Source organism: Kitasatospora sp. NPDC058032 (assembly GCF_042885845.1).
Taxonomy (GTDB): Bacteria; Actinomycetota; Actinomycetes; order Streptomycetales; family Streptomycetaceae; genus Kitasatospora.
The window spans coordinates 27,722-47,879 of the sequence record NZ_JBHVRK010000013.1 but is presented as its reverse complement, the minus strand read 5'-3'; the positions used below and the strand labels follow the sequence as shown (position 1 = coordinate 47,879).

The 20,158-nt window shown below is 74.3% G+C and carries 20 protein-coding genes; 6 read left to right on the top strand and 14 right to left on the bottom strand.

Annotated elements, in window-relative coordinates; translation table 11 throughout:
- Nucleotides 1-33 precede the first annotated feature (33 nt).
- The 6 genes from ACFVUH_RS21375 to ACFVUH_RS21350 form a co-directional block, all read right to left on the bottom strand.
- The gene (locus ACFVUH_RS21375) at nucleotides 34-654 is read right to left on the bottom strand and encodes a cysteine hydrolase family protein (RefSeq protein WP_387914905.1); all 621 of its coding nucleotides are present in this window, start codon (nucleotides 652-654) and stop codon (nucleotides 34-36) included.
- Nucleotides 651-1,805, bottom strand: a complete 1,155-nt coding sequence (locus tag ACFVUH_RS21370; RefSeq protein ID WP_387914904.1) for an isocitrate/isopropylmalate family dehydrogenase — start codon at nucleotides 1,803-1,805, stop codon at nucleotides 651-653. The genes ACFVUH_RS21375 and ACFVUH_RS21370 overlap by 4 nt, the downstream gene beginning before the upstream one ends.
- Nucleotides 1,806-1,865: 60 nt before the next feature.
- Nucleotides 1,866-2,399 (bottom strand): EF-hand domain-containing protein, encoded by a 534-nt coding sequence (locus tag ACFVUH_RS21365; protein ID WP_355361141.1) that lies wholly within the window; start codon nucleotides 2,397-2,399, stop codon nucleotides 1,866-1,868.
- A 159-nt stretch (nucleotides 2,400-2,558) separates the two neighbouring features.
- On the bottom strand, nucleotides 2,559-3,440 hold the full coding sequence (locus ACFVUH_RS21360) for a hypothetical protein (RefSeq protein WP_387914903.1): 882 nt from the start codon (nucleotides 3,438-3,440) through the stop codon (nucleotides 2,559-2,561).
- Nucleotides 3,437-5,383 carry a GMC family oxidoreductase gene (locus ACFVUH_RS21355; protein ID WP_387914902.1) on the bottom strand — a complete coding sequence of 649 codons (1,947 nt, stop codon included), beginning with the start codon at nucleotides 5,381-5,383 and terminating at the stop codon, nucleotides 3,437-3,439. Before ACFVUH_RS21355 ends, ACFVUH_RS21360 begins: the two co-directional genes overlap by 4 nt.
- Nucleotides 5,380-5,769 (bottom strand): hypothetical protein, encoded by a 390-nt coding sequence (locus ACFVUH_RS21350; protein ID WP_387914901.1) that lies wholly within the window; start codon nucleotides 5,767-5,769, stop codon nucleotides 5,380-5,382. The genes ACFVUH_RS21355 and ACFVUH_RS21350 overlap by 4 nt, the downstream gene beginning before the upstream one ends.
- A 327-nt stretch (nucleotides 5,770-6,096) precedes the next feature.
- Here ACFVUH_RS21350 and ACFVUH_RS21345 point away from each other — a divergent pair, with 327 nt between their 5' ends.
- On the top strand, nucleotides 6,097-6,897 hold the full coding sequence (locus ACFVUH_RS21345) for a DUF4389 domain-containing protein (RefSeq protein ID WP_387914900.1): 801 nt from the start codon (nucleotides 6,097-6,099) through the stop codon (nucleotides 6,895-6,897).
- Here the strand turns inward: ACFVUH_RS21345 and ACFVUH_RS21340 are convergent.
- The 4 genes from ACFVUH_RS21340 to ACFVUH_RS21325 all read right to left on the bottom strand — a co-directional run bounded on the left by ACFVUH_RS21340 (nucleotide 6,860) and on the right by ACFVUH_RS21325 (nucleotide 12,657).
- Nucleotides 6,860-8,044 (bottom strand): tryptophan 7-halogenase, encoded by a 1,185-nt coding sequence (locus ACFVUH_RS21340; RefSeq protein WP_387914899.1) that lies wholly within the window; start codon nucleotides 8,042-8,044, stop codon nucleotides 6,860-6,862. The two genes, ACFVUH_RS21345 and ACFVUH_RS21340, sit on opposite strands and share 38 nt — an antisense overlap.
- Complete coding sequence (locus ACFVUH_RS21335; protein WP_387914898.1) at nucleotides 8,041-10,023, bottom strand: LodA/GoxA family CTQ-dependent oxidase; 1,983 nt, start codon at nucleotides 10,021-10,023, stop codon at nucleotides 8,041-8,043. Before ACFVUH_RS21335 ends, ACFVUH_RS21340 begins: the two co-directional genes overlap by 4 nt.
- A 215-nt stretch (nucleotides 10,024-10,238) precedes the next feature.
- Nucleotides 10,239-12,074 (bottom strand): S8 family serine peptidase, encoded by a 1,836-nt coding sequence (locus ACFVUH_RS21330; RefSeq protein ID WP_387914897.1) that lies wholly within the window; start codon nucleotides 12,072-12,074, stop codon nucleotides 10,239-10,241.
- 208 nt (nucleotides 12,075-12,282) lie between these two features.
- Entirely contained in the window at nucleotides 12,283-12,657 is a 375-nt protein-coding gene (locus ACFVUH_RS21325) for a DoxX family protein (protein WP_387914896.1), read from the bottom strand.
- A gap of 91 nt (nucleotides 12,658-12,748) precedes the next feature.
- On the opposite strand from ACFVUH_RS21325, the gene ACFVUH_RS21320 reads away from it, so the two are divergent.
- Nucleotides 12,749-13,237 carry a MarR family transcriptional regulator gene (locus ACFVUH_RS21320; RefSeq protein ID WP_355361159.1) on the top strand — a complete coding sequence of 163 codons (489 nt, stop codon included), beginning with the start codon at nucleotides 12,749-12,751 and terminating at the stop codon, nucleotides 13,235-13,237.
- An 85-nt stretch (nucleotides 13,238-13,322) separates the two neighbouring features.
- Here the strand turns inward: ACFVUH_RS21320 and ACFVUH_RS21315 are convergent, their stop codons facing one another.
- Both ACFVUH_RS21315 and ACFVUH_RS21310 read right to left on the bottom strand, forming a co-directional pair.
- Nucleotides 13,323-14,078 (bottom strand): alpha/beta fold hydrolase, encoded by a 756-nt coding sequence (locus ACFVUH_RS21315; protein WP_355361161.1) that lies wholly within the window; start codon nucleotides 14,076-14,078, stop codon nucleotides 13,323-13,325.
- A gap of 77 nt (nucleotides 14,079-14,155) precedes the next feature.
- A complete protein-coding gene (locus ACFVUH_RS21310; protein WP_387914895.1) occupies nucleotides 14,156-14,821 on the bottom strand; it encodes an AAA family ATPase in 666 nt (221 codons plus the stop codon).
- Between the two features lie 447 nt (nucleotides 14,822-15,268).
- Here ACFVUH_RS21310 and ACFVUH_RS21305 point away from each other — a divergent pair, with 447 nt between their 5' ends.
- From ACFVUH_RS21305 to ACFVUH_RS21290, 4 genes are all read left to right on the top strand, one after another.
- Nucleotides 15,269-15,454, top strand: coding sequence for a hypothetical protein (locus tag ACFVUH_RS21305; RefSeq protein ID WP_355361165.1), 186 nt, complete (start codon nucleotides 15,269-15,271; stop codon nucleotides 15,452-15,454).
- A gap of 210 nt (nucleotides 15,455-15,664) precedes the next feature.
- Nucleotides 15,665-16,480: an aldolase gene (locus ACFVUH_RS21300; protein ID WP_355361167.1), complete on the top strand. Its 816-nt coding sequence runs from the start codon at nucleotides 15,665-15,667 to the stop codon at nucleotides 16,478-16,480.
- A 1-nt stretch (nucleotide 16,481) separates the two neighbouring features.
- The gene (locus tag ACFVUH_RS21295) at nucleotides 16,482-17,372 is read left to right on the top strand and encodes a dihydrodipicolinate synthase family protein (protein ID WP_387914894.1); all 891 of its coding nucleotides are present in this window, start codon (nucleotides 16,482-16,484) and stop codon (nucleotides 17,370-17,372) included.
- A gap of 139 nt (nucleotides 17,373-17,511) precedes the next feature.
- Nucleotides 17,512-18,432 carry a phytoene/squalene synthase family protein gene (locus ACFVUH_RS21290; RefSeq protein ID WP_387914893.1) on the top strand — a complete coding sequence of 307 codons (921 nt, stop codon included), beginning with the start codon at nucleotides 17,512-17,514 and terminating at the stop codon, nucleotides 18,430-18,432.
- A 33-nt stretch (nucleotides 18,433-18,465) separates the two neighbouring features.
- Here ACFVUH_RS21290 and ACFVUH_RS21285 read toward each other — a convergent pair whose 3' ends face one another.
- Both ACFVUH_RS21285 and ACFVUH_RS21280 read right to left on the bottom strand, forming a co-directional pair.
- Nucleotides 18,466-19,041: an XRE family transcriptional regulator gene (locus tag ACFVUH_RS21285; RefSeq protein WP_355361175.1), complete on the bottom strand. Its 576-nt coding sequence runs from the start codon at nucleotides 19,039-19,041 to the stop codon at nucleotides 18,466-18,468.
- A gap of 93 nt (nucleotides 19,042-19,134) precedes the next feature.
- Entirely contained in the window at nucleotides 19,135-20,130 is a 996-nt protein-coding gene (locus tag ACFVUH_RS21280; RefSeq protein ID WP_355361177.1) for an ABC transporter ATP-binding protein, read from the bottom strand.
- Between the last annotated feature and the right edge of the window lie 28 nt (nucleotides 20,131-20,158).

The following is a 20,158-nucleotide window of genomic DNA, read 5'->3' as shown; positions in this document are numbered from 1 at the left end:
CGGCGCTGGTGCCGGGGGCGGCCGCGGCGGTGGTCATGGTCTCTCCAGATACTCGGGAAGCCGTGTCCAGACGGCGGGTCGGTCGTGGGTGGTGACGCGGGCGCCGTAGACGCGGCCCATGAAGCGCAGCACGTCCTCGTCGGGGTGGTGCAGGGCGGCGGTGCAGTCACGGAGCACCGTCACGTGGAAGCCCTTCTGGAAGGCGGTGCGCGCGGTGCTGTCCACACAGACGTCGGCGAACACGCCCGCGAACACCAGGTGCCCGATCCCCCGCCCGGTGAGGTACGGGCCGAAGCCCTCCGTGAGGAAGGCGTCGAAAGTGGCGTGCTTGGTGAACACCTCCTCGCCGGGCTCCGGCGCCACGCCGTGGAACTCGGCGCCCCAGCTCCCTTCGAGGCACTTGGGGCGCTTGCCCAGCACGGCGTCCCGGTGGCGCCAGGCGGCGCCCTGGTGCACGGGGTCGCCGAGGAAGCGGACGAAGACCACCTCGGTACCGTGCGCGCGGGCCGTCCGCACGGCCCGGGCCGCGTTGGCGGCGACGGTGGCGAGCCGCTGCGGATCCCCGGGGTAGCGGGCGGCGGCGACGGGGCCGGCGCAGAAGTCGTTCTGCAGGTCGATCACGATCAGCGCGGTCCGCTGCGCAGCGGCACTCACGAACGGTCCGCGAGCGTGCCGACAGGCGGCGTGGCGACGGGCGGCGTGGCGACGGGCGGCGGGCCGGAGGAACGGGGGGCGCCGACCGACGGCGGACCGGCGGACGCCCGCGCCGTCAGGGCGTCGAGCACCGCGTCGACCACCGCCGTGGTGGAGTGCCGTCCGCCGAGGTCGGGGGTGCGTATGCCCTGTTCCTCGGCGACGGCCAGGGCTCCCTCGACGGCGGCCACGGCGCCCGGGCAGCCGGCGTGCCGCTCGGCGACGACGGCGGCGGCACGCAGGGTGGCGACCGGATTGACGGTGTCCTTGCCCGCGAGGTCGTCGGCGGAGCCGTGCACGGTCTGGTACTCCACCAGCCCCGCCAGCTCCGGGTGGAGGTGGACGTTCTCCGTGCAGCGGCTCTCCTGCCGCTCACCGCCGAACCGGTCGAGCAGGACGACGTGCATGATGTCGGCCCACTCGTTGCCCGCCAGGATGACCGTGCGGTCGCCGAGGCCGTGCGTGATCAGATTGCGGTTGACCGTGTCGGGCTGGAACAGCCGCACCTCCACGCCGAGGCCCCGCCCGAGCTCTTCCACCCAGTCGTCCAGGGCGCCGTCCAGCAGATGGAACTTGTAGGCCATCACCACCCGGGCGGGCCCGCCGTCGGGCCACTGCCGCCAGGCGCGCCGGACGGCGTAGTCGAGCACCTTGCCGGTGATCTCCCGGCTGAACTCCATGGTGCGGGTGACCACGCCCGGGGCGTGCCGGTTCTCCCCGGTGTAGAAGCCCTGGGCCTCGTCCCGGACCAGCAGCAGCGAGGCGTCCCCGGCCGCGATCGGCTCGACCTTGACGGCCTGCAGACGCTGCCGGACCAGGTAGAGCGACTGGGCGTTGACGGCCGTCCGGAAGACGGCCGTCGTGCCCGCCCGCGCCAGCTCGCGGCAGAACCGCTCGTAGTGGCCGGCGTCCTCCTCGGTGAGCCGGCGGATCCGCTCGGTGTCGCCCACCTCCTGACGGAGCGAGACGTACGAGTGGTAGGTCCGCGGGGACCTGACGATCTCTATCCCGGCGCCGTGCGGGGCCACGATCCGGTGCAGGGCCCGTTCGAAGACGGCGGCGAGCTCCACGCCCGTTCCCCGGCCCACGGCGAGTCCGACTGCTGGTTTCACACTGCTCCTCGGCTGGTCGTCGACTGGTCCGGTACGGGCGGGATGCCTGCGCCGGACTGATCAGGTGGTCGGGCTGCCCACCAGGCGGTCGCCCGGGATCCCGGCCTTGTCCGGGGCGTAGTAGTCGCGGATGCCCTCCGCCCAGGTGGCCACCGGGATCCGGTCGTCGGCGGTCGGTCCGAAGGCGTCGAAGAGGGCGTCGATGTTGGCGTGTCCGAAGCCGATCGCGGTCATCAGCGCCACGAACCGCGGGCGTTCGACCAGGCCGTCGCCGTCCGGGTCGCCGAGCGCGGCCAGAGCGTCGGCGAACTGTCCGATCGTCGGGCCGAAGCGCTCGGGCGACAGGACGAAGCCGCGGAACTCCTCCCGGGTGACAACGCCGTCCCCGTTGGCGTCCAGCTCCGTCTCCAGGACCACCCAGTAGCGCCGGAAGGCGGCCCGGATGGCCTCCTTGGCAGTCTCGTCCGAGTCGGCGGCGGCTTCGACCACGCGCTTGGACATCAGATCGAAGTCGCCGATGTCGATCACGCCGTTGCGGTTCGCGTCGAACAGTTCGAAGACGAGCTCGACCCGCTGGGTGGCCTCGTTCCGCATGTGCCGCTCCTTCTCTCCGTACGTCGGGGCTCGGTGCCCGATCGGTCCCACTATCGGCGAGCGGTGCCGGGGCGGACGGGCCACCGCCGTCTGCTTCACCTGATGGAGTGAAGCGCTCCGGCTCGGCCGACGGTCGGTGCGGTGCCGGGCCGTCCCGGGTCAGCGGACGTAGTACGGGCGGTGGTGCGCGGCGACCGGGGCGGACTGGTACGTCCACACGCCGGCGGCGGGTGCGTCCCCGACCAGGCGGGCGAGGTCGGCGGCGGCCTCCCGGCTGCGGTCCCCCGGCTCCGGCCCGGACTCCGGACCCGGCCGCTGCCGCCCGGGGGTGAGCCGGATCCGGTCGGCGGTGCGGGTGTCGAGCGGGTGGAAGCGGTAGGGCTGGTGGACGGTCAGCGGACCGGCGAGCAGCCGCCCGGCGGAGTCGGTGCCGTAACCGGTGACCGGGGTGTTGACCACCGGCTCGCCGTCGAGACCGGCGAGGTCCGCCTCGACCGCGAAGAGCTCCTCGTCGTACCGCCGCAGGCCCTCCGGCCCGAGGCCTGCGCGGTGGCAGACGAAGGACCAGCGGTCGTGCACGGCGGCCGCGTTGAGCGAGGGCAGGACGGCGGTGAACCACCCGGGGTGCTTGGGCTCGGCGTAGAGGCGGGTGCCCGCGTCGATCGCGAGCGGGTTGTCGCAGAGCACGTGGAGGCGGGCGATGCCGAGCAGCCTGGTCTGGTCGTGGCCGCGGGCGTACTGACCGTAGTCGACGGCCGGCAGCCGGTCGGCGGCGGACGCGGGGTGGGCGATGACGTTGATCTCCACCTCCTCGGTGATCCCGCCGCCGGTCGGGTACTGGGCGAAGTACAGCTGGTAGTTGAGCGAGACGCAGGCCCGGCCGCCGAAGTCGGCGGCGGCCAGCGCGGGATGCCGCTCGGCGAGCAGGACCCGTACCGGTCCGGGGTCGACCAGGAAGTCCACACCGATGTTGTGCAGCGCGCCGTAGTGGAAGGGCAGGTAGTACGGCTCCGGCACGGGCGGCAGCGGCAGACCGGTCATGAGGACTCCCTGGACGGCGTCGGGGACGAGGTCGGTGACGGAGGAGACGGAGGAGATGGAGGGGACGGAGACGGAGACGGGGACGGGGACGGAGCGGCGAGGGTGGCCGGCCGTCGCAGCGCCGTGAGCTCCCGGTGCATGCGGTCGGCGCTGCGCAGGGCCAGCGCGGCCATGGTGAGCGAGGGGTTGGAGGTGCCGAGGGAGGGCATCGAGCCGCAGCCGACGGCGTACAGGTTGGGGTGGTCCCAACAGCGCTGCCACGCATCGACCACGGAGCTGCCCGGCGCGTCGCCCATCACATGGGTGCCGCCGGCGTGCCCGGCGCCCCGGTAGCCGTGGACCCGGCCACGGTGTTCGAGGCGCCCGGGCCAGCCGGGGCCGGCGTCGTAGCGGGTGTGGTCCTCGGCGCCGAGCAGGGCGAACAGCTGGTCGGAGACGGCCCGGGCGGAGGCCATGCCCTGCCGGACGTAGCCCGAGAGGTCGTAGTGCAGGGCGGGCCTCGGCAGTCCGAGCCGGTCACGGCGGCCGTGGTCGAGGGTGACCCGGTTGGCCGGGTCGGCGGGCTGCTCCAGTTCGAACTGGAGCGAGAACTGGCGGCCGAGGCGGTCGCCGAGACGATCGCGGAGCTCCTTGCCGCGCAGCCCGGCGCGCAACAGGTCCGCGGTCTCGACCCCGGGCGGACGGCCGGCCCAGGACCAGCCCCAGTTGCCGATCTCGATCCGGAAGGGTGCCCGGCGGGCCCGGGCGGCGCCGAACCGGAAGGCCTCCAGGCCGCTGGTCGAGCCCGGTCCCCGGTAGGGGCCGGTCGGCTGCGGCAGCAGGCCCCAGGTGAGCAGCACCGGGTGGTCCATCAGGTTGCGGCCGACCTGGTCGCTGCGGTTGGCGAGACCGGACAGCAGCAGCAGCCGGGCGTTCTCGATCGCGTGGGCGGCGAGCACGACCAGCTCGGCCCGGACCCGGTGGGTGGCGCCGCCGGTGTGGTACTCGACGCCGGTGGCGCGGCCGGTGCCGTCGACCAGGACCCGGCTCACCACGGCGTCGGTGCGCAGCCGGACGCCGGGGGCCCAGCGGGCCTGGGTCCGCAGCGGGGTGTACTTGGCACCGGTGGGGCAGACCGGGACACAGGCGGCGGCGCCCTGGCAGAGCGGGCCCTCCGGGTGGTGGGGGCGGTCGGCGCGATCCGCGTCCTGGGTGGACCGGTGGGCGCCGTCCGCGTCGCGCGTCGGCCGGGCGTTGCGGGCGTGCGGGGTGGTGCTGACGGTGAGCCGGGTCTCCCCGTCCACCGCCGGGTCGCGGGCGGTCCGGCCGTCGAGGGCGCGGGCGACGAGCCGGTCGAGGTGGCTGGCCGGGACGGGGCGCATCGGGAAGGCGTAGTCGTCGGGGATGGGCAGGCCGACGGCGCGGCGTTGCTGCGCGGCGTCGGCGGCGACGCCGAGTTCCCGTTCGGCCTGGCGGTAGTACGGTTCGAGGTCCGGGTAGCCGATCGGCCAGTTGCGGCCGTGGCCGAGGTCGGCGGTGCGGAAGTCCTCGGGGTGCATGCGCGGGGTGAGGCCGGTCCAGAGCAGCCCGGTGCCGCCGTTGGCCCGCAGGTAGCCGCTGGCGTAGGGCAGCGGGCCGTGCTGGACGAGGTGTCCGGTGGCCGTGAACCCGCCGCCGGGCAGGCCGGTCAGGTCGTCGACGTCCGGGGAGGGGGCGTCGGCGCTGCGCGGGTAGGGCGAGGTGGGGGTGCCGCCGCCGGCGGCCCGGTGGGCGGTGCCGGTCGCGGCGGCGCCGGGGACGGCGGGGCCGGCTTCCAGGACGAGCACCCGGTGGCCGTGTCCGCCGAGGCGGTGGGCGACCAGCGAGCCGGCGAAGCCCGCGCCGACCACGACGACGTCCCAGGGGCGGTCGCCGTCGGCGTGGTCGGTGTCGTCGGCGTGGCGGTGCGGCGTCGGGCGGCTCACCGGTCGCCGCCGTCGTGCGGGGCCCGGGCCCAGCTGCCGTGCCCGGGGGCGGTGCTGCCGGGGGCGGCGCCGTGGAAGGTGCGCCACATCAGGCCCCGGTCGTGGGCGCGGGGTGACGAGGGCGGTTCGTCCGGCCAGGCGCCGACGTACCAGAGGTGGAGCAGGGCGTGTTCGTCGCGGACGTGGTGGGCGAGCAGGGTGCGGTGGTGCTCGTGCGCCATCCCGGTGCCGCGCAGCTCGGTCTCGTCGAAGCCGGTCAGGTCGGCGGAGACGCGCAGGAAGGCGTCGAAGTCGGCGAGGCCCGGAAGGCCGTCGGCAGCGGGCACGCGGACCTCGCCGGCCGCGTCGGACCGGTAGTCGTGGTCGTGGTCGTCGATCGCTGGCAAACCGGCACCTCCGTGGTGAGCACGCCCCGAACATGACAGCCGATCGGCGGGAACCCGATCGCGTTGGGAGCGATGCTGCCCCGCCGACCGCCTCCCGAGGTGTTCCGACCGCAATCGTTCGAACCTGCCGGTCTTCTGTCCGACACCTCACCGAATGGCCGCCAAGCGCTTGTCGGATCAGATGTCGAAATGATCGGAGCGGACCGCCCGGCGCACTCCGCCGGATGGAGCAGCGCAGCGCGCGGACAGCGCGGCGGGGCTGCGATCTTCGGAGCACGCGCGGCCTCGTCGCGCCGTCCGCCCGGTGCCGAGATCTGGAGGCCCCCGATGTGGCAGGCTCCCCCCGAAGCCGTCCGCTACCCGCCGGAGTGGCTGCCCCCGCTCGACCTGCCCGCCCCCGGACCGCAGAACCGGCTGACCGTGCTGCTGCGGCTGCTGCTGCTGATCCCGCAGTTCATCGTGGTCTGGGCGCTGTCGGTGGTGGCCTTCTTCGTCACAGTCGTCGGCTGGTTCGGCGCGCTGGTCCTGGGCCGGCTGCCCGGCTTCGCCGCCGACTACCTCTCGGCGTACCTGCCGTACGAGACCCGGGTGACGTCCTCCCTCCTGCTGACCCACGACCGCTATCCGCCCTTCGCCTTCCGCACCCCGGACTACCCCGTCCGGGTCGAGCTGCGGCCGGGCGAGCTCAACCGGCTCGCGGTGCTCTTCCGGCTGGTCCTGGTCATCCCGGCGGCCGTCGTGCAGGGGCTGCTGTTCGCCGGCTGGTGGGTGGTCGGCTGGATCAGCTGGCTGGTGGTGCTGATCCTCGGGCGGATGCCGCAGCCGCTGTTCGAGGCGACGGCGGCGGTGCTGCGCTACCGCATGCGGTACCTGGCCTATCTGATGATGCTGACCCCGGCCTACCCGAAGCAGCTCTTCGGCGACGAGCCCGGCTCGGAGCCGGGCGGCCCGGTGTCGGCGACCCGGCCGCTGGTGCTCAGCGGTGCGGGCCGAGGGCTGCTGGTGGCCTTCCTGCTGCTCGGCCTGCTGTCCAGCGCGACCGGCTCGATCACCGCGAGCGTCAACGACGACGACCAGGAGGTCAAGGAGGTCACCGGACCGCTGCTGCCGGGCCCGCCGGCCGGCTGACGAACGGGTCCGGCGCGGGCCCGGCCGCCGCGGACGGGTGGCGGCGCCGCCAGAACGGCCGGGCGGGCCAGCGCCGTTCGAGGCCGTAGTGGGCGGCGTGGTTGCGGCGGTAGGCGGTGACCACGCCGGCGACGGCGGTGGCGTAGCGGTCGAGCGCGGACGGGTCGCCGGTGAGCACGGCGTCCACCGCGAGGCCGGCGGCGCGGCCGGTCCACAGCGCGGTGAGGATGCCCTGGGAGGACAGCGGGTCAAAGGCCGCGGCGGCGTCCCCGGCGGCGGTCCAGCCGTCGCCGTGCACGCGGTCGAGGCGGGCGGTGTGCGCCGGGGCACGGGCGGGCGAGGCGCGTGAGGAGGACGAGCCGGACAGGGCACACGACGGGAACCGGTACCCGGCGGCCCGGACGGCGGTGGGGCCGGTGGCGCCGAGCCGGTACCGGAACGCCTCCGCCCCTCCTCGCGCGGCCGGCAGGTCGCCGTCGGTGAAGAAGGCCAGCAGCAACCGGCCGCCCGGCAGCGGCGCGCTGTACCACCAGCCGTCGGGCCCCGCCTCGACGAGCGTGGTGCTGTCCTCGGCGGCGCCCGCCCCGGGCCCGAGCACCAGGTGCAGCGCGACCAGCCGGTCGCCGACGAGCCGGCGGGCACCGTGGGTGGTGGCGACGGCGGCCCGGCGTCCGGTGGCGTCGACGACCCAGCGGCAGCGCACCACCGCAGCGGGACCCGCGCCGCCGTGCAGGGCGAGCGTCCAGCTGCCGTCGGCGTGCCGCCGCACGGGGCGGGCCCCCGCCGTGCGGACCTCCGCCCCGGCCGTCGCGGCGGCCTCGCGAAGCCGCCGGTCGAACAGCCGCCGGTCGAGGTGCCAGCCGGGACCGTGGGGGTCGCGGATGCTGTCCACCGAGGCCGGCACCGCCGATCCCCACACCGAGCGGTTGCCGTAGCAGGGCAGGTGCCCGTCGCCGGGGACGGTGCCGGCGGCGCCGAGGTCGCGCAGCAGCATCCGGGCGGCGGCGGGCAGCGCCTCGCCGATCGCCGGCGGCCCGCCGGGGGCGTCGGCGAGCAGGACGCCGCGTCCCCGGCCGGCCAGCGCGAGGGCGGCGGCCGCACCCGCCGGACCGCCGCCCACCACGACCACGTCGTACGACGGCGTCACGAGCCGCCCTCGGCCGGCCGGCCGGCGTCCACGCCGAAGGGGTCGACCTTGTCGAAGTAGCCGATGACGACGTCCTCGCCGGACAGGCCGGTGTGTTCCAGGACCACGCTCGCCGTCTGCGCGGTGTAGGCGTCCTCACCGACGACCGCGGCGGGGACGTGGACGGCGACCAGGTTGCGGTTGTCGGAGACGCCCGTGAGGTCGAAGCCGGGGACGGACTCGACCTGGATCCGGTCCGGGAAGCGGCCGTCGCCCACGGTGTAGGCGCGGACCTCGACGATGCCGAACTTGTACCACTCGGCGGCGGCCTGCGTGAGCTGCTGGTCGTGGTCGCCCTTCAGGCCGCGCAGCCAGGAGGCGCGTTTGGCGAACGCGGCCTCGCGGCCGTCCTCCTCGGTCGGGGTGGTCTCCTTGTTGACGATCAGGAAGTCGCTCTCCTTGAGGACGTGGTTGGGCACCCGCGCGGGCCAGAAGGTCGGCAGGTAGGGGTCGTAGCGCGGGCCGAGGTTGGCGAGGGACTCGTAGCCGGAGCGGCAGCTGGCGGTGTCGGTCTGCCAGGGCACAGCCATCCAGCGGGTCAGGTCGCCCGGCCCGGACTGGTGCAGCGGGCCGTCGGCGCCGAGCGCCCGGGCCTGGCTGAGCTTCTCACCGTAGTCCGGTTCGACGGTGCCCGCGGGGCGCGGGCGGATCCGCAGCGGCTCGCTGTACATGGTGGCGTGGCGGATCGGCCAGGTGACCTCGCAGCCGGGGTGGAAGGCGTCGGCGAGGCAGAAGTCGAGGGCGGCGCGGTCCAGCAGGCCGGGCCGGTCGGCGACCGGCGCGCTCTCCAGGTCGGTCGGGAAGCCCGGCCAGGGCGTGGTCTCGAACTCGCCCTTCATCCAGGCGAGCAGGACCGAGTCCTGGGTCGGGGAGAGCGTCAGGTACTGCAGCAGCGCGGTGGGGACCGGCTTGCTCACCATGCCGTCGCCGTAGATCCAGGGCCAGGGCACCGGGGAGATGCCGTCGCGCTTCGGATCGCGCAGCGACGTGTAGACCTGACGGCGCAGCTCCTCCTGGGTGGCCGACGGGCTGCCGAGCCGGGCGAGGTGGTCGGGGGCCAGGAAGTACTCGGGCCCGCCGAAGCCGAAGTGGGTGGCGAAGCCCTTGTTCACCCATTGGAGTTCGCAGAAGCGGTGGAGGATCGGTTTGACGTCCCGGTCGAAGTTGACGGTCTTCGGCGGCTCCAGCCCGCCCTCGGTGACGAAGAGGTCGTAGAGCACGTCGTACAGGGTCCGCACGGTCTTGACGTCGGGCGCGTAGTTGGGCGGGGCGACCACCACCCAGGCCGGGTCGACGCGCAGCGCCTTGCCGCCGAGGGTGACGGTGGCGGTGACCGGGCCGTCGGAGGTGTCGTCGCACCAGCCGTCGTTGTTGCCGTAGGAGTGGAGTCCGTCGCCGTTGGGGTTGCGGGACTTTCCGAGCCCGCCGAGCACCACCAGGCGGCCGGCCGCGTCGGTGTGCATCCGGCCGAGCGGGACGGCCGTGCCGAGGAAGGAGCCGCCGGTGAACTCGACGACGTCCGTGCTGCCGGCCGCCAGCTTCTTGGCGCCGGGATCGATGATCAGGCTCGCACGGTCGGCGACCGCGGCGTTGCGCCGGGGCTCGGGCTTGTCCTTCATGTCGGGGATGTCCAGCGGGAGGCTGAACTCGTACCAGGCGGCCTTCTTGTTGGCCACGTGCACCGACCATTCGATCGTCACCTGCGGGTCGGTGGCGGTCAGCTCGCGCACGGCCCGCCCGTCGGCGGCGTAGCCGTAGATCCGGAAGCGGGCGGCCTGGCGTTTGATCGCGCCCTGGTCGTCCTTGTAGAAGCCCGCCTGCTCGGCGGGCGGGTCGGGGACCTCCGGGCCGTAGAACCAGCCGTCGCCGCGGGTGCTGTTGCCGACCCGGGCGATGCCGATGGCGGGGTGGATCCTGGCGTAGGCGATGTCGTCGGTCAACGGACGGTCCTCTCGGCGGCCGGGGGCGGGCGGGCCGGCGGCGCCGGAGTGCCCCACTGCCCTGGTTCTTCGGTAGACGAACCAGGGCAGTGGAGGGCGCACCCGGGTGAAGCGCGCGCCGCGCCGGGCCCGTCCGCGCTGCCCGCCGGACGGGTCGGCCGTCGGAAGGGCCGGATGAATCGGGAGGACCGGGTGGATCGGGAGGACCGGAAGGATCAGAAGGTCAGGTTCCAGGCGTCGATGGTGCCGGTGTCGCCGGCGGCGCCGTCCTTGACGCGCAGCTTCCAGGTGCCGTCGGCCGGGCTCGCGGAGGCGTTCACCGTGTAGGTCTTGACGACGTCGTCGGCGCTGTCGCCGTTCGGGAAGTCCTCCAGCAGGTGGACGGTGCCGTTCGGGGCGACCAGGGAGACGACCAGGTCGCCGCGGTAGGTGTGCTTGATGTCGACGCCGACCTTGAGCGCCGCGGGGGCGCTGCCGCCGACGCCGGTGACGGTGAGCGGGCTGTCCACGGTGGCGTTGTCGGTGATCGCCACGTCGGTCAGGGTCTCGAAGTACTTGCCCGCCGGCGGGGTGCCGCCGCCGACGGCCTTGAGCGCGTCGACCTGGCCCTCGCCGAAGAAGGAGTTGACGGCCGTGGTACCGGTGCAGCGGCCGTCGGACGCGGGGCAGGCCACGTCGTTGGCCTGGGCGGCGAGCCTGGCCCGGAGGTCGGCCGGGGTGAAGGCGGGGTTGGCGCTCGCGATCAGCGCCGCGACGCCGGTAACGTGCGGGGAGGCCATCGAGGTGCCGCTCTTGGTGCCGTACTTGCCGCCGGGCAGGGTGGAGTAGACCCCGGTGGCGCCGTCCCCGCCGGGCGCGGCGACGTCGATGACGCCCCGGCCGTAGTTGGAGTAGGAGGCCTTGGCGGTACCGCCGGCCATCGCGGAGACGGTCACCACGCCGGGCAGCTCGGTCGGGATGTCCAGGCAGGCGTTGGTGATGGTCCGGGTGACCTTGGTGGAGTCGTTGGGGCTGTCGCTGTCGGTGGTCTTGTTGGCGAGGTCGTAGTTGGAGTTGCCGGCGGCGGCGACCTGCAGCGAGCCCTTGCCCTCGGCGTACTCCTGGGCGCGGCGGACGCCCTCGATGATGGCCGCCTGGTCCAGGTTGTCCGGGCAGTTGAACTGCCAGGGATCGGTGTAGTAGCTGTTGTTGGTCACCTTGAAGCCGTGGTCGCCGGCCCAGACGAAGCCGCAGACGGTGTTCTCGGCGAAGAACAGCGTGCTGGTCGGCTCGGCGATGCGCACCGAGGCGATCCTGACGCCGGGGGCCACGCCGACGACACCCTTGCCGTTCTTCGCGGCGGCGATGGTGCCGGCGACGTGGGTGCCGTGGGTGTCGACGTCGCGCCAGGCGCCGGTGCGGGTGTCGGGCTTTCCGTACGCGCAGGAGACCGAGTCGGCGGCGTCGAAGTTGGGCGCGAGGTCCTGGTGCTGGTCGTCGACGCCGGTGTCCAGCACACCGACCTTGACGGCGGAGGAGCCGGTGGAGACGGCCCAGGCCTGGTCGGCCTTGATCTGGGTCATGTCCCAGCGGTTGGTCTCGGTGAGGGTGGTGGCCGACTGGGCGGGGTTGGCCGGCAGCGCCGGGTTGTAGGCGTCGGCCGGGACGTCCGAGGTCCGGGTGGCGCCGACCTGCTGGATGCCGGGCACGGCGCGCAGGGCGGCGGCGAAGGTGCCGGCCGTCGCGTGCGCGACGACCACGCCGATCGCGTCGTAACTCGCGAAGACCGTACCGCCGTTGGCGGTCACCGCGGCCTTGGCGGCGGCGACGTCGGCGGGGGCGCTGATCACCAGGTAGGCGCGGGTCCCGGCGGCCCAGCCGGCGGCGGCCGACGGAGCGGTCACCGCGGCCGGGGCCTGCGGGGCGGGGGCGGCCGGGGCGGCGGCCGGGACCGGTCCGGCCGGGGCGGCCGGGGCGGCGGCCGCCGCGGTGGCCAGGGTCGCGGGAACGGCCAGGGCCGCGGCGGCGAGGAGGGCGAGCGCGGCGGTGGGGCGGCCGACCTGCCGGGACATCCGACGGGATATCGGACGGGATATCAGGGGTGACACGTGCGTCCTCCGATCGGCCCGTGTTCGAGGGGGTCACACGGGGTTGAACGCAACATGCCAGAACGGCGCATCCTTGGGGAAGGCTTTACGCACGCCCCGCTGTCACAAACGTGTCAACATTTGATTTCCCGCGACCGATCCCGCCCATCCCCGACCACCCCTTGACCGTCCGTTAGAACGCGTACGGCCCGAACCGCCCCCAGGCGACAACCGCCGCGAGGACCAGCAGCGCCACGTTGACCACCACGCTGCGCCCCTCGCCGCGTCGGCCGTGCACGACGGCGGCACCGACCATGACGATCCCGAGCCCGGTCGCCGCGACCGGCACCAGGCCGGGCGCGATGTCGACGGCGGCCGGCAGGACCAGGCCGATGCCGCCCAGGATCTCCAGCAGGCCGATCACCTTGATCGCGGCGGGCGGGTAGTTCACCGCCCAGGTGCCGGTGGCCTCGATGACCTTTTCCTTGGACTGGAGCAGCTTGGGCGTGCCGGCCGCGAGGAAGAGGGCGGCGAGGAGGCCGGCGAGGACCCAGAGAAAGACGTTCATGTCACTCCGATATTTGAGTTGAAGCTTCAAGCAAAATACGCCGAGCTACTTGAAGCGTCAAGTGAATGTTCGGGTTACTAGAGTGATCGCCATGAACAGGGACGAACCGCGCTGGCTCAGCGCATCCGAACTGGAGGCCTGGAAGGCGTTCAGCGCGATGATCATCAAACTGCCCGCCGCCCTGGACGCCCAGCTGCGGGCCGACTCGGGCCTGAACCAGTTCGAGTACCTCGTCCTGGCCGGCCTCTCCGACGCCCCGGACCGCACGCTGCGCATGAGCGACCTCGCCGTCCTCGCCAACGGCTCGCTCTCGCGCCTGTCGCACGTGGTCACCCGGCTCGAAGGGCAGGGCTACGTACGCCGCGAGCGCTGCCCGGGCGACGGCCGCGCCACCAACGCCGTGCTCACCGAGGAGGGCTTCCGGAAGCTGGCCGACAGCGCACCCGGCCACGTGGAACAGGTGCGGTCCCTGGTCGTCGACCCCCTGGACCCCGAACAGCTCGAACAGCTGCGCGGGATCTGCCTCCAGGTCCTGCAGGCCATGGACCCCGGCCTGTCCTGGCCCCCGTCCCGGCACTGAGCCCCGGCGGCGCCGGCCCGCGACAGCACCGGTACGCCCGGCGCGGCGCCCGCGGGTGGCCGCGCCGCGCCGGGGCCCGGCGCCGTCAGGCCCGCAGGTGGGAGGTCACGACGTCCAGCACGGCGCGGCGCTCGGGGGTCAGGTAGAAGTGACCGCCCGGGAAGACGTGGATGTCGAAGGCCCCGGTGGTGTGCGCGGCCCAGTCGTGCGCCTGCTCGACCGTCACCCGCGGGTCCGCGTCCCCGGTCAGCACGGTGACCGGTACCGCGACGCCCTCCGCCCGCTCGGCCAGGTACGTCTCGATCGCCGTGTAGTCGCCGCGCAGCGACGGCAGGATCAGCGCCCGCAGCTCCGGATCGGCCAGCAGCCGCTCGTCGGTGCCGCCCAGCCGGGCCAGCTCCGCGATCAGCCCCTCGTCGGGCATCAGGTGCACCGCCGAGTCACGGGGGTGGGACGGCGCCCGGCTGCCCGAGACGCACAGCCGCACCGGGCCGCTCACGCCGTCGCGCTCGAAGCGGCGAGCCACCTCGAAGGCGACCGCCGCACCCATGCTGTGCCCGAACAGCACCAGCGGCCGGTCGGCCCACGGCCGCAGCGCCGTGTAGACGCGCTCGGCGAGTTCGGTCAGCGAGTCCAGGGCCGGCTCGTCGATCCGGTCCAGCCGGCCGGGGTACTGCACGGCGAGCACGTCGGCGTACGGCGAGAGTTCGGCCGACCAGTCCCGGTAGAAGCCGGCCGAGCCGCCCGCGTGCGGGAAGAACACGACCCGGGCGGGCGCCGCGTCGAAGGGGTGGAATCGGCGGAACCAGAGGCTGTCGGTGACGGCGGTGCTGCCGGACATTCAGGGCACTCCCTCGTGGCTGACGGGTCGACAGGATCATCTTTCGCCCCAGTGTCCCCGGCCGACCCGCACCCGCGTCAACCTTGGGCCGTACCGACATCCGGGCCGGTGGCGGAGTCGGTGCCCCGGCCGGTGCCGGAGCCGAACCTCGCCTCGGCCGCCCGGGACCGGGAGACGCCGTCCAGCAGCAGGACCGACACCGCCTCCGGCACGGGCGTCACGGCGGCGCCGCGCGCGTGCGCGCCGAGGGCGGTGCGCAGCCGGCCGAGGCCCCTCCGGTGCCGGGCGAAGGCCCGGCGCGAGGCCCGGCGCCCGCGCGCCCGCTGACCGTCCAGGGCAGTGGCCGCGCCCACGTCCAGCAGGACGAGGTGCAGTTCCCTCCCCTGCCGGGCCGCCTCCCGGGCGAGCCAGCGGCGCATCCACGCCCGGCTGCCGCAGTCGTGCACCAGCAGCGGCCCGCCCCGGCGCACCGAGCGGCGCAGCAGGCGGAAGTGCTCCAGCCGCGCCCACGGCCGGTAGACCGCGTACGGCAGGCGGGCCGGCATGACGGCGGCGCAGGCCTCGTGCACCGCCCGCGGGTCGACGGTGACGGCCTGCGGCGCGCGGGCGGACCAGCGGCGCAGCAGGGTGCTCTTGCCGCTGCCGGGCAGTCCGGAGACCACCACGACCGCGTCGCCCGGGTAGTGGACGGCGAACGGTGCGCCGTCCTCGCCGCGCAGGTCCACCAGGCCCCGCGGTTCCATCCCCGCCCCCGTCGTCCGTCCCGCACCGGGCGGGACCGCCCCCGGCCCGTCCACGATGGCCGACCTGTCCATGCCGCCCTCTCACCCCTTCCGTGTCCGACCCGGAACGATAACAATCCACACCCGCGGACCCCCGTTCGGTTCCCGGTCCGGGCGCCGGTCACCGCCCGCGGCCGGGCCTCACCCGAACGGGTCCGTCCATTACCCGCGGCCGGTCCGGGCGCCCTAGGGTGGGCGCCGTTTGGTGAGGATTCGTCAGTTTCCAGGGGTGCCCCGGGGCGTGCGGGCGGGTCCGGCGCACACCGTTCGCGCTTCGGCCGCCCGCGTGCGCGACCGTGCGCGCGGGCGGGCGGCCACCGGAACCGCCCGTGGATGCTCGACCCGACGGACCGGTCTGCCGATATCACCGGCGGCACTTGCTCACGCGTCCTTCTGGAGGCACCTTCCGTGACCTGGCTCCGCGTCCTGGCCGCCCTCGGCATCCTCGCCGCGGCGGCGAGCGCCCTGCTCGTCTTCGCGCTCTGCACGGCCGCGGCCCGCGGCGACCGTTCCACTCGTGACACCCCCGGCGGCGATCTGCGGTCGGACGCCGAGCGTTCCGGGCTGATCCGCCGCACGGGCGGCGACAGCTGAGCCGGGGAACGGCCGCCCCGAGGGTCCACCGAAAGGCCCGTCGGAGGGTTCGGCCCCGGGTTCTCCGTCGACATGAGGACACAAGGTGTCCTATGGTGAACAACGTGTCCAACGGTCGGTCCCCCGGCCGCGGGACACCGGCGTGCCGCCCTGCCTCCCCCGGGGCACGGGCGGCACGCGGCCCCCACCCGGACGAAGGAGAATCCCGGCATGGCCGACACCATGACCACCGCCAAGGCGGAGCTGGTCGACCTCGCGCACCGCAGGATGCGCACCGCCATCCCCGACAACGGCTGGACCATCCGCCAGAAGCTCGCGCTCACCTGCCGGATCCTGTTCGACGCCGGCCATGACTCCGGCCTGGCCGGACAGATCACCGCCCGCGCCGAACAGCCCGGCACCTACTACACCCAGCGGCTCGGACTCGGCTTCGACGAGATCACCGAGGACAACCTGCTGCTGGTCGACGAGGACCTCGAAGTCCTCGACGGCGAGGGCATGGCGAACCCGGCCAACCGCTTCCACAGCTGGGTCTACCGGGCCCGCCCCGACGTGAACTGCATCATCCACACCCACCCGCTGCACATCTCGGCGCTGTCGATGCTCGAAACACCCCTGGTCGTCTCGCACATGGACCTCACCCCGCTGTACGACGACTGCGCCTTCCTGCCCAGCTGGCCCGGCATCCCGGTCGGCAACGAGGAGGGTGAGCTGATCTCCGCCGCGCTCGGCGACAAGCGCGCCCTGCTCCTCGCCCACCACGGCATGCTGGTCGCCACCGGCGGCGTCGAGGAGTCCTGCACCCTCGCCGTGCTCTTCGAACGGGCCGCCCGGCTCCAGCTGCTCGCCTCGGCGGCCGGCCGGATCCAGGAGATACCCGAGGCACTCGCCCGCGAGGCCCACGACTGGACCTCCACCGCCAAGCGCAGCCAGGCCAACTTCGGCTACTACGCCCGCCGCGCGCTGCGCGCCGGTCACGGCGACGCGCTCGGCGTCGCCGGCGCCCGCACCGAGGGTGGTGCCTGAGATGGCCGGACTCGTCCTGGAGGGGATCATCGCCTACCCGGTGACCCCGTTCACCCCCGGCGAGGCGGGCGGCGTCGACACCGCCGCCCTCACCGCCCTCGTCGACCGGCTGATCGACGCCGGCTGCCACGCCGTCGCCCCGCTCGGCTCCACCGGCGAGAGCGCCTACCTGGACGACCAGGAGTGGCACACCACCGCCGAGGCCGCGCTCGCCGCCGTCGCCAAGCGGGTGCCCGCCGTGGTCGGCGTCGCCGACCTCACCACCCGCAGCGCCGTACGGCGCGCCCGGTTCGCCGAACGGGCGGGCGCGGACGCGGTGATGGTGCTGCCGCAGTCCTACTGGAAGCTCGACGAACGCGAGGTGGTCCGGCACTTCACCGAGGTCGCGGACGCCGTCTCCGTCCCGGTGATGATCTACAACAACCCGGCCACCAGCGGCATCGACCTCTCCCCCGAGCTGATGGTCTCGCTGGTCGACCGGGTGGAGAACATCACCATGGTCAAGGAGAGCAGCGGCGACGTGCAGCGGATGCACCGGCTCTCCCAGCTCACCGACGGCGCGCTGCCGTTCTACAACGGCAGCAACCCGCTGGCGCTGGAGGCCTTCGCCGCCGGAGCGGCCGGCTGGTGCACCGCCGCGCCGTGCCTCATCCCCGGCCCGGTCCTGGAACTCCACCGCGCCGTGCGCGCCGGGGACCTGGACACCGCCCGCGAGGTCTTCTACCGCCAGCTCCCCGTCCTGGAGTTCATCCTCCGCGGCGGTCTGCCCACCACCGTCAAGGCCGGCCTGGCCCTGCTCGGCCTCGACGCCGGCGCCCCGCGCCGCCCCCTGCTCCCGCTCGACGAGCCCGGCACCGCCCGTCTCGCCGAACTCCTCGCCACCATGGCCTGAGCCACCGGCACGGACCCCGCACGGACCCCGCACCACCCGCACCACCCGCACCGCCCGACCGCCGAATAGGTGACCGGGCGGTGCGCTGGTTAGGCTCGGGCCTTTCGGTGCGTCGGGGACGAAAGGAACGGTGGGACGGGTGGGCCGGTGGGAGCGGGCGCTGGACGCGGCGGGGGTCCGGGAGGCCGGGTTGCGGGCCGAGTACGGGCGGCAGCGCGAGCAGGTGACCCGCTACCGGCGGGAGGTCGCGGTGGCGGCCGGGCTGCTGCTGCCCGAGCGCACCGTCCCGCACGTGATCACCGCCGCCGCGTTCATGCACCGCACGGACACCCTGCTCGACAGCGGTCCGGTGGCCGGCCGGCGGGAGGCCGCCGCCCGGTGGCGGCAGCGGGTCGCCGACGGCCTCGCCGCCGGCCGTACCGACGACCCCGGGCTGCGCCCCCTGCTGCACAGCGCGGCAGCCCACCCCGTCCTGCGCGAGCGGGTCCTGGACTACCTGGCGGCGGCGGACGCCGACCTCGACTTCACCGGGTTCGCCACCGAGGCGGACTACCAGCGCTATGTCGACGGGTACTCGCTGCCGGGCTTCATGGTCGTCGCCGCGCTGCTCGGCCCGGCCGGCGACCAGAGCGCCTACCGGGCCGCCTGCCGGACCTTCATCGACGGCAGCCAGCGGCTCGACTTCGTCAACGACCTGGCCGAGGACCTCGCCGAGGGCCGGCTCACGATCCCCCGGCAGGCGCTGGAGCGGCACGGCGTCACCCGGGACGACCTGGAGCAGGCCCGCGACCGCCCGGCCGTCCGGGCGCTGCTCGGCGAACTGCTCGACACCGCCGACCGCACGCTGGCCGAGGGCCGGGCCGTCGTCGAGCTGGTGCCCGCCGCACACCGGCCGATGGTCCGCTGCGTCGTCGAGGTGGAGACGCTCACCAGTGCCGCCGCCCGGGCCGACCTCGGGGCGCTGCTGCACCGCTCCGCGAGCCCGGCCAAGCCGGCCGCGCTGCGGCTGCTCGCCCGGGAGTACCTGCGGGCCCGGCGGGCCCGCCGCCACCAGCGCTGACCGGCCGGGACGGCGTCAGCGGCGTCGACGGCGTCAGGGCAGGGTCGGGACGCGGTCGCCGGGACCGGCCGGGTCGTCGTGGATCACCACGAGGATCGCGGCCGGTGCCCCGCCGGTGGAGCGGCAGCGGTGCGGCAGCGCGGCGTTGAAGTAGACGCTGTCCCCCGCGGCGAGGGCGACCGTCCGCTCCGGGAACTCCAGCTCGGCGGTGCCCTCGTGGACGAAGAGGAACTCCTCGCCCGCGTGGGACTTGAACGGCGCGTCGGCGGGCTCCAGCGGCGGGTGCATCATGAACGGCACCATCTGCTTGCCGGCCAGCCCGGTGGCGATGCCCTCGTAGCGGGCGCCGCCCGGGACGGCGCCCGCGGTCATCGGGGTCCGCTCGCCGGCCCGCACCACCGTGACCAGCTCGGGCTCCACCTCGTCCGAGAAGAGCCGCCCGACGTCCACGTTGAGCGCGTGCGCGAGCTTCAGCGCGGTGGAGATCGACGGGTCGCTCAAGCCTCGCTCCACCTTGGAGAGGTAGCTCTTGGTGACGCCGACCTGCGCCGCCAACGCCTCCAGGCTCAGCCGGTTCTGCTTCCTCAGCACCCTCACCCGGCTGCTCATGGGCCGCCCCTCGCCACCTGTCGCCACCTGCCACCGCCTGCCGTCGCCGCGGAACGTTCCGGTCCAGTATCCCAGCACCGGATCGCCGGACCGTCAGTGCCCTTCGAGGTCGTCGGGGCGCACCGCGATGTGGTCCGGGGCGAGTTCGACGGCGACGCGGTGCTCCATGCCGAGCGCCTCCAGGAACTTGGCCGGGAGCTGGACCCGGCCGGTGCGGTCCAGCATCACGTACTCGGTCTCGTTGACCGACTCCTCGCCGTGCTCGTCGGTGAGGGTGCGGCGGAGCACCTCGCTGCTGGTACGGCCGTCGCGGATGGCGACGGTGCGGCGGACCTCGCCGGCCACCATCGGGTCGTGGGTGACGATGACGACGGTGGCGCCGAGTTCCCGGTTGACGGTGCGGAAGGCCTCGAAGATGCTCGCCCCGGTCTCCGAGTCCAGCTCACCGGTGGGCTCGTCGGCGAGCAGCACCGGCGGGTTGTTGGCCATGGCGACGGCGATGGCGACGCGCTGCTGCTGGCCGCCGGACATCTCGCTCGGCCGGCGGCGGGCGAGCTCGCCGATCTCCAGGGCCTCCAGCAGTTCGGCGACCCGGGCGGCCTGCCCGCGCGATCCGCCGTGTGTCCGGCGGCCGCCGCGCAGCTGCATCGGCAGGGCGATGTTCTCGGCGGCGGTGAGGAAGGGCAGCAGGTTGCGGGCGGTCTGCTGCCAGATGAAGCCGACCACCTCGCGGCGGTAGCGCAGCCGTTCGCGCGGGGACATCTCCAGCAGGTCGCAGCCGGCGACGGTGGCGGTGCCGGCGGTCGGCACGTCCAGCCCGGCGAGGATGGTCAGCAGGGTGGACTTGCCGCTGCCGGAGGCACCGACCAGCGCGACCAGGTCGCCCTGGCGGATGGTCAGTTCGAGGCCCTGCAGGGCCTGCACCTCGACGCCCTGGGCGCTGAAGATGCGCACCAGCCGGTCGCAGACGATCGCGGCGTCCGCGCCGTGGGCGCCCCTGGGCCCGGCCGCGGCGGCGCGTGCCCGCTCCTGGAGTTCCTGGAAGGTGGGGGCCTGGGCGGTCCGCTGCTCCTGGGCGCTGCCGTTCACCGCGGCTCTCCTCTCGTCGGCGCTGGGG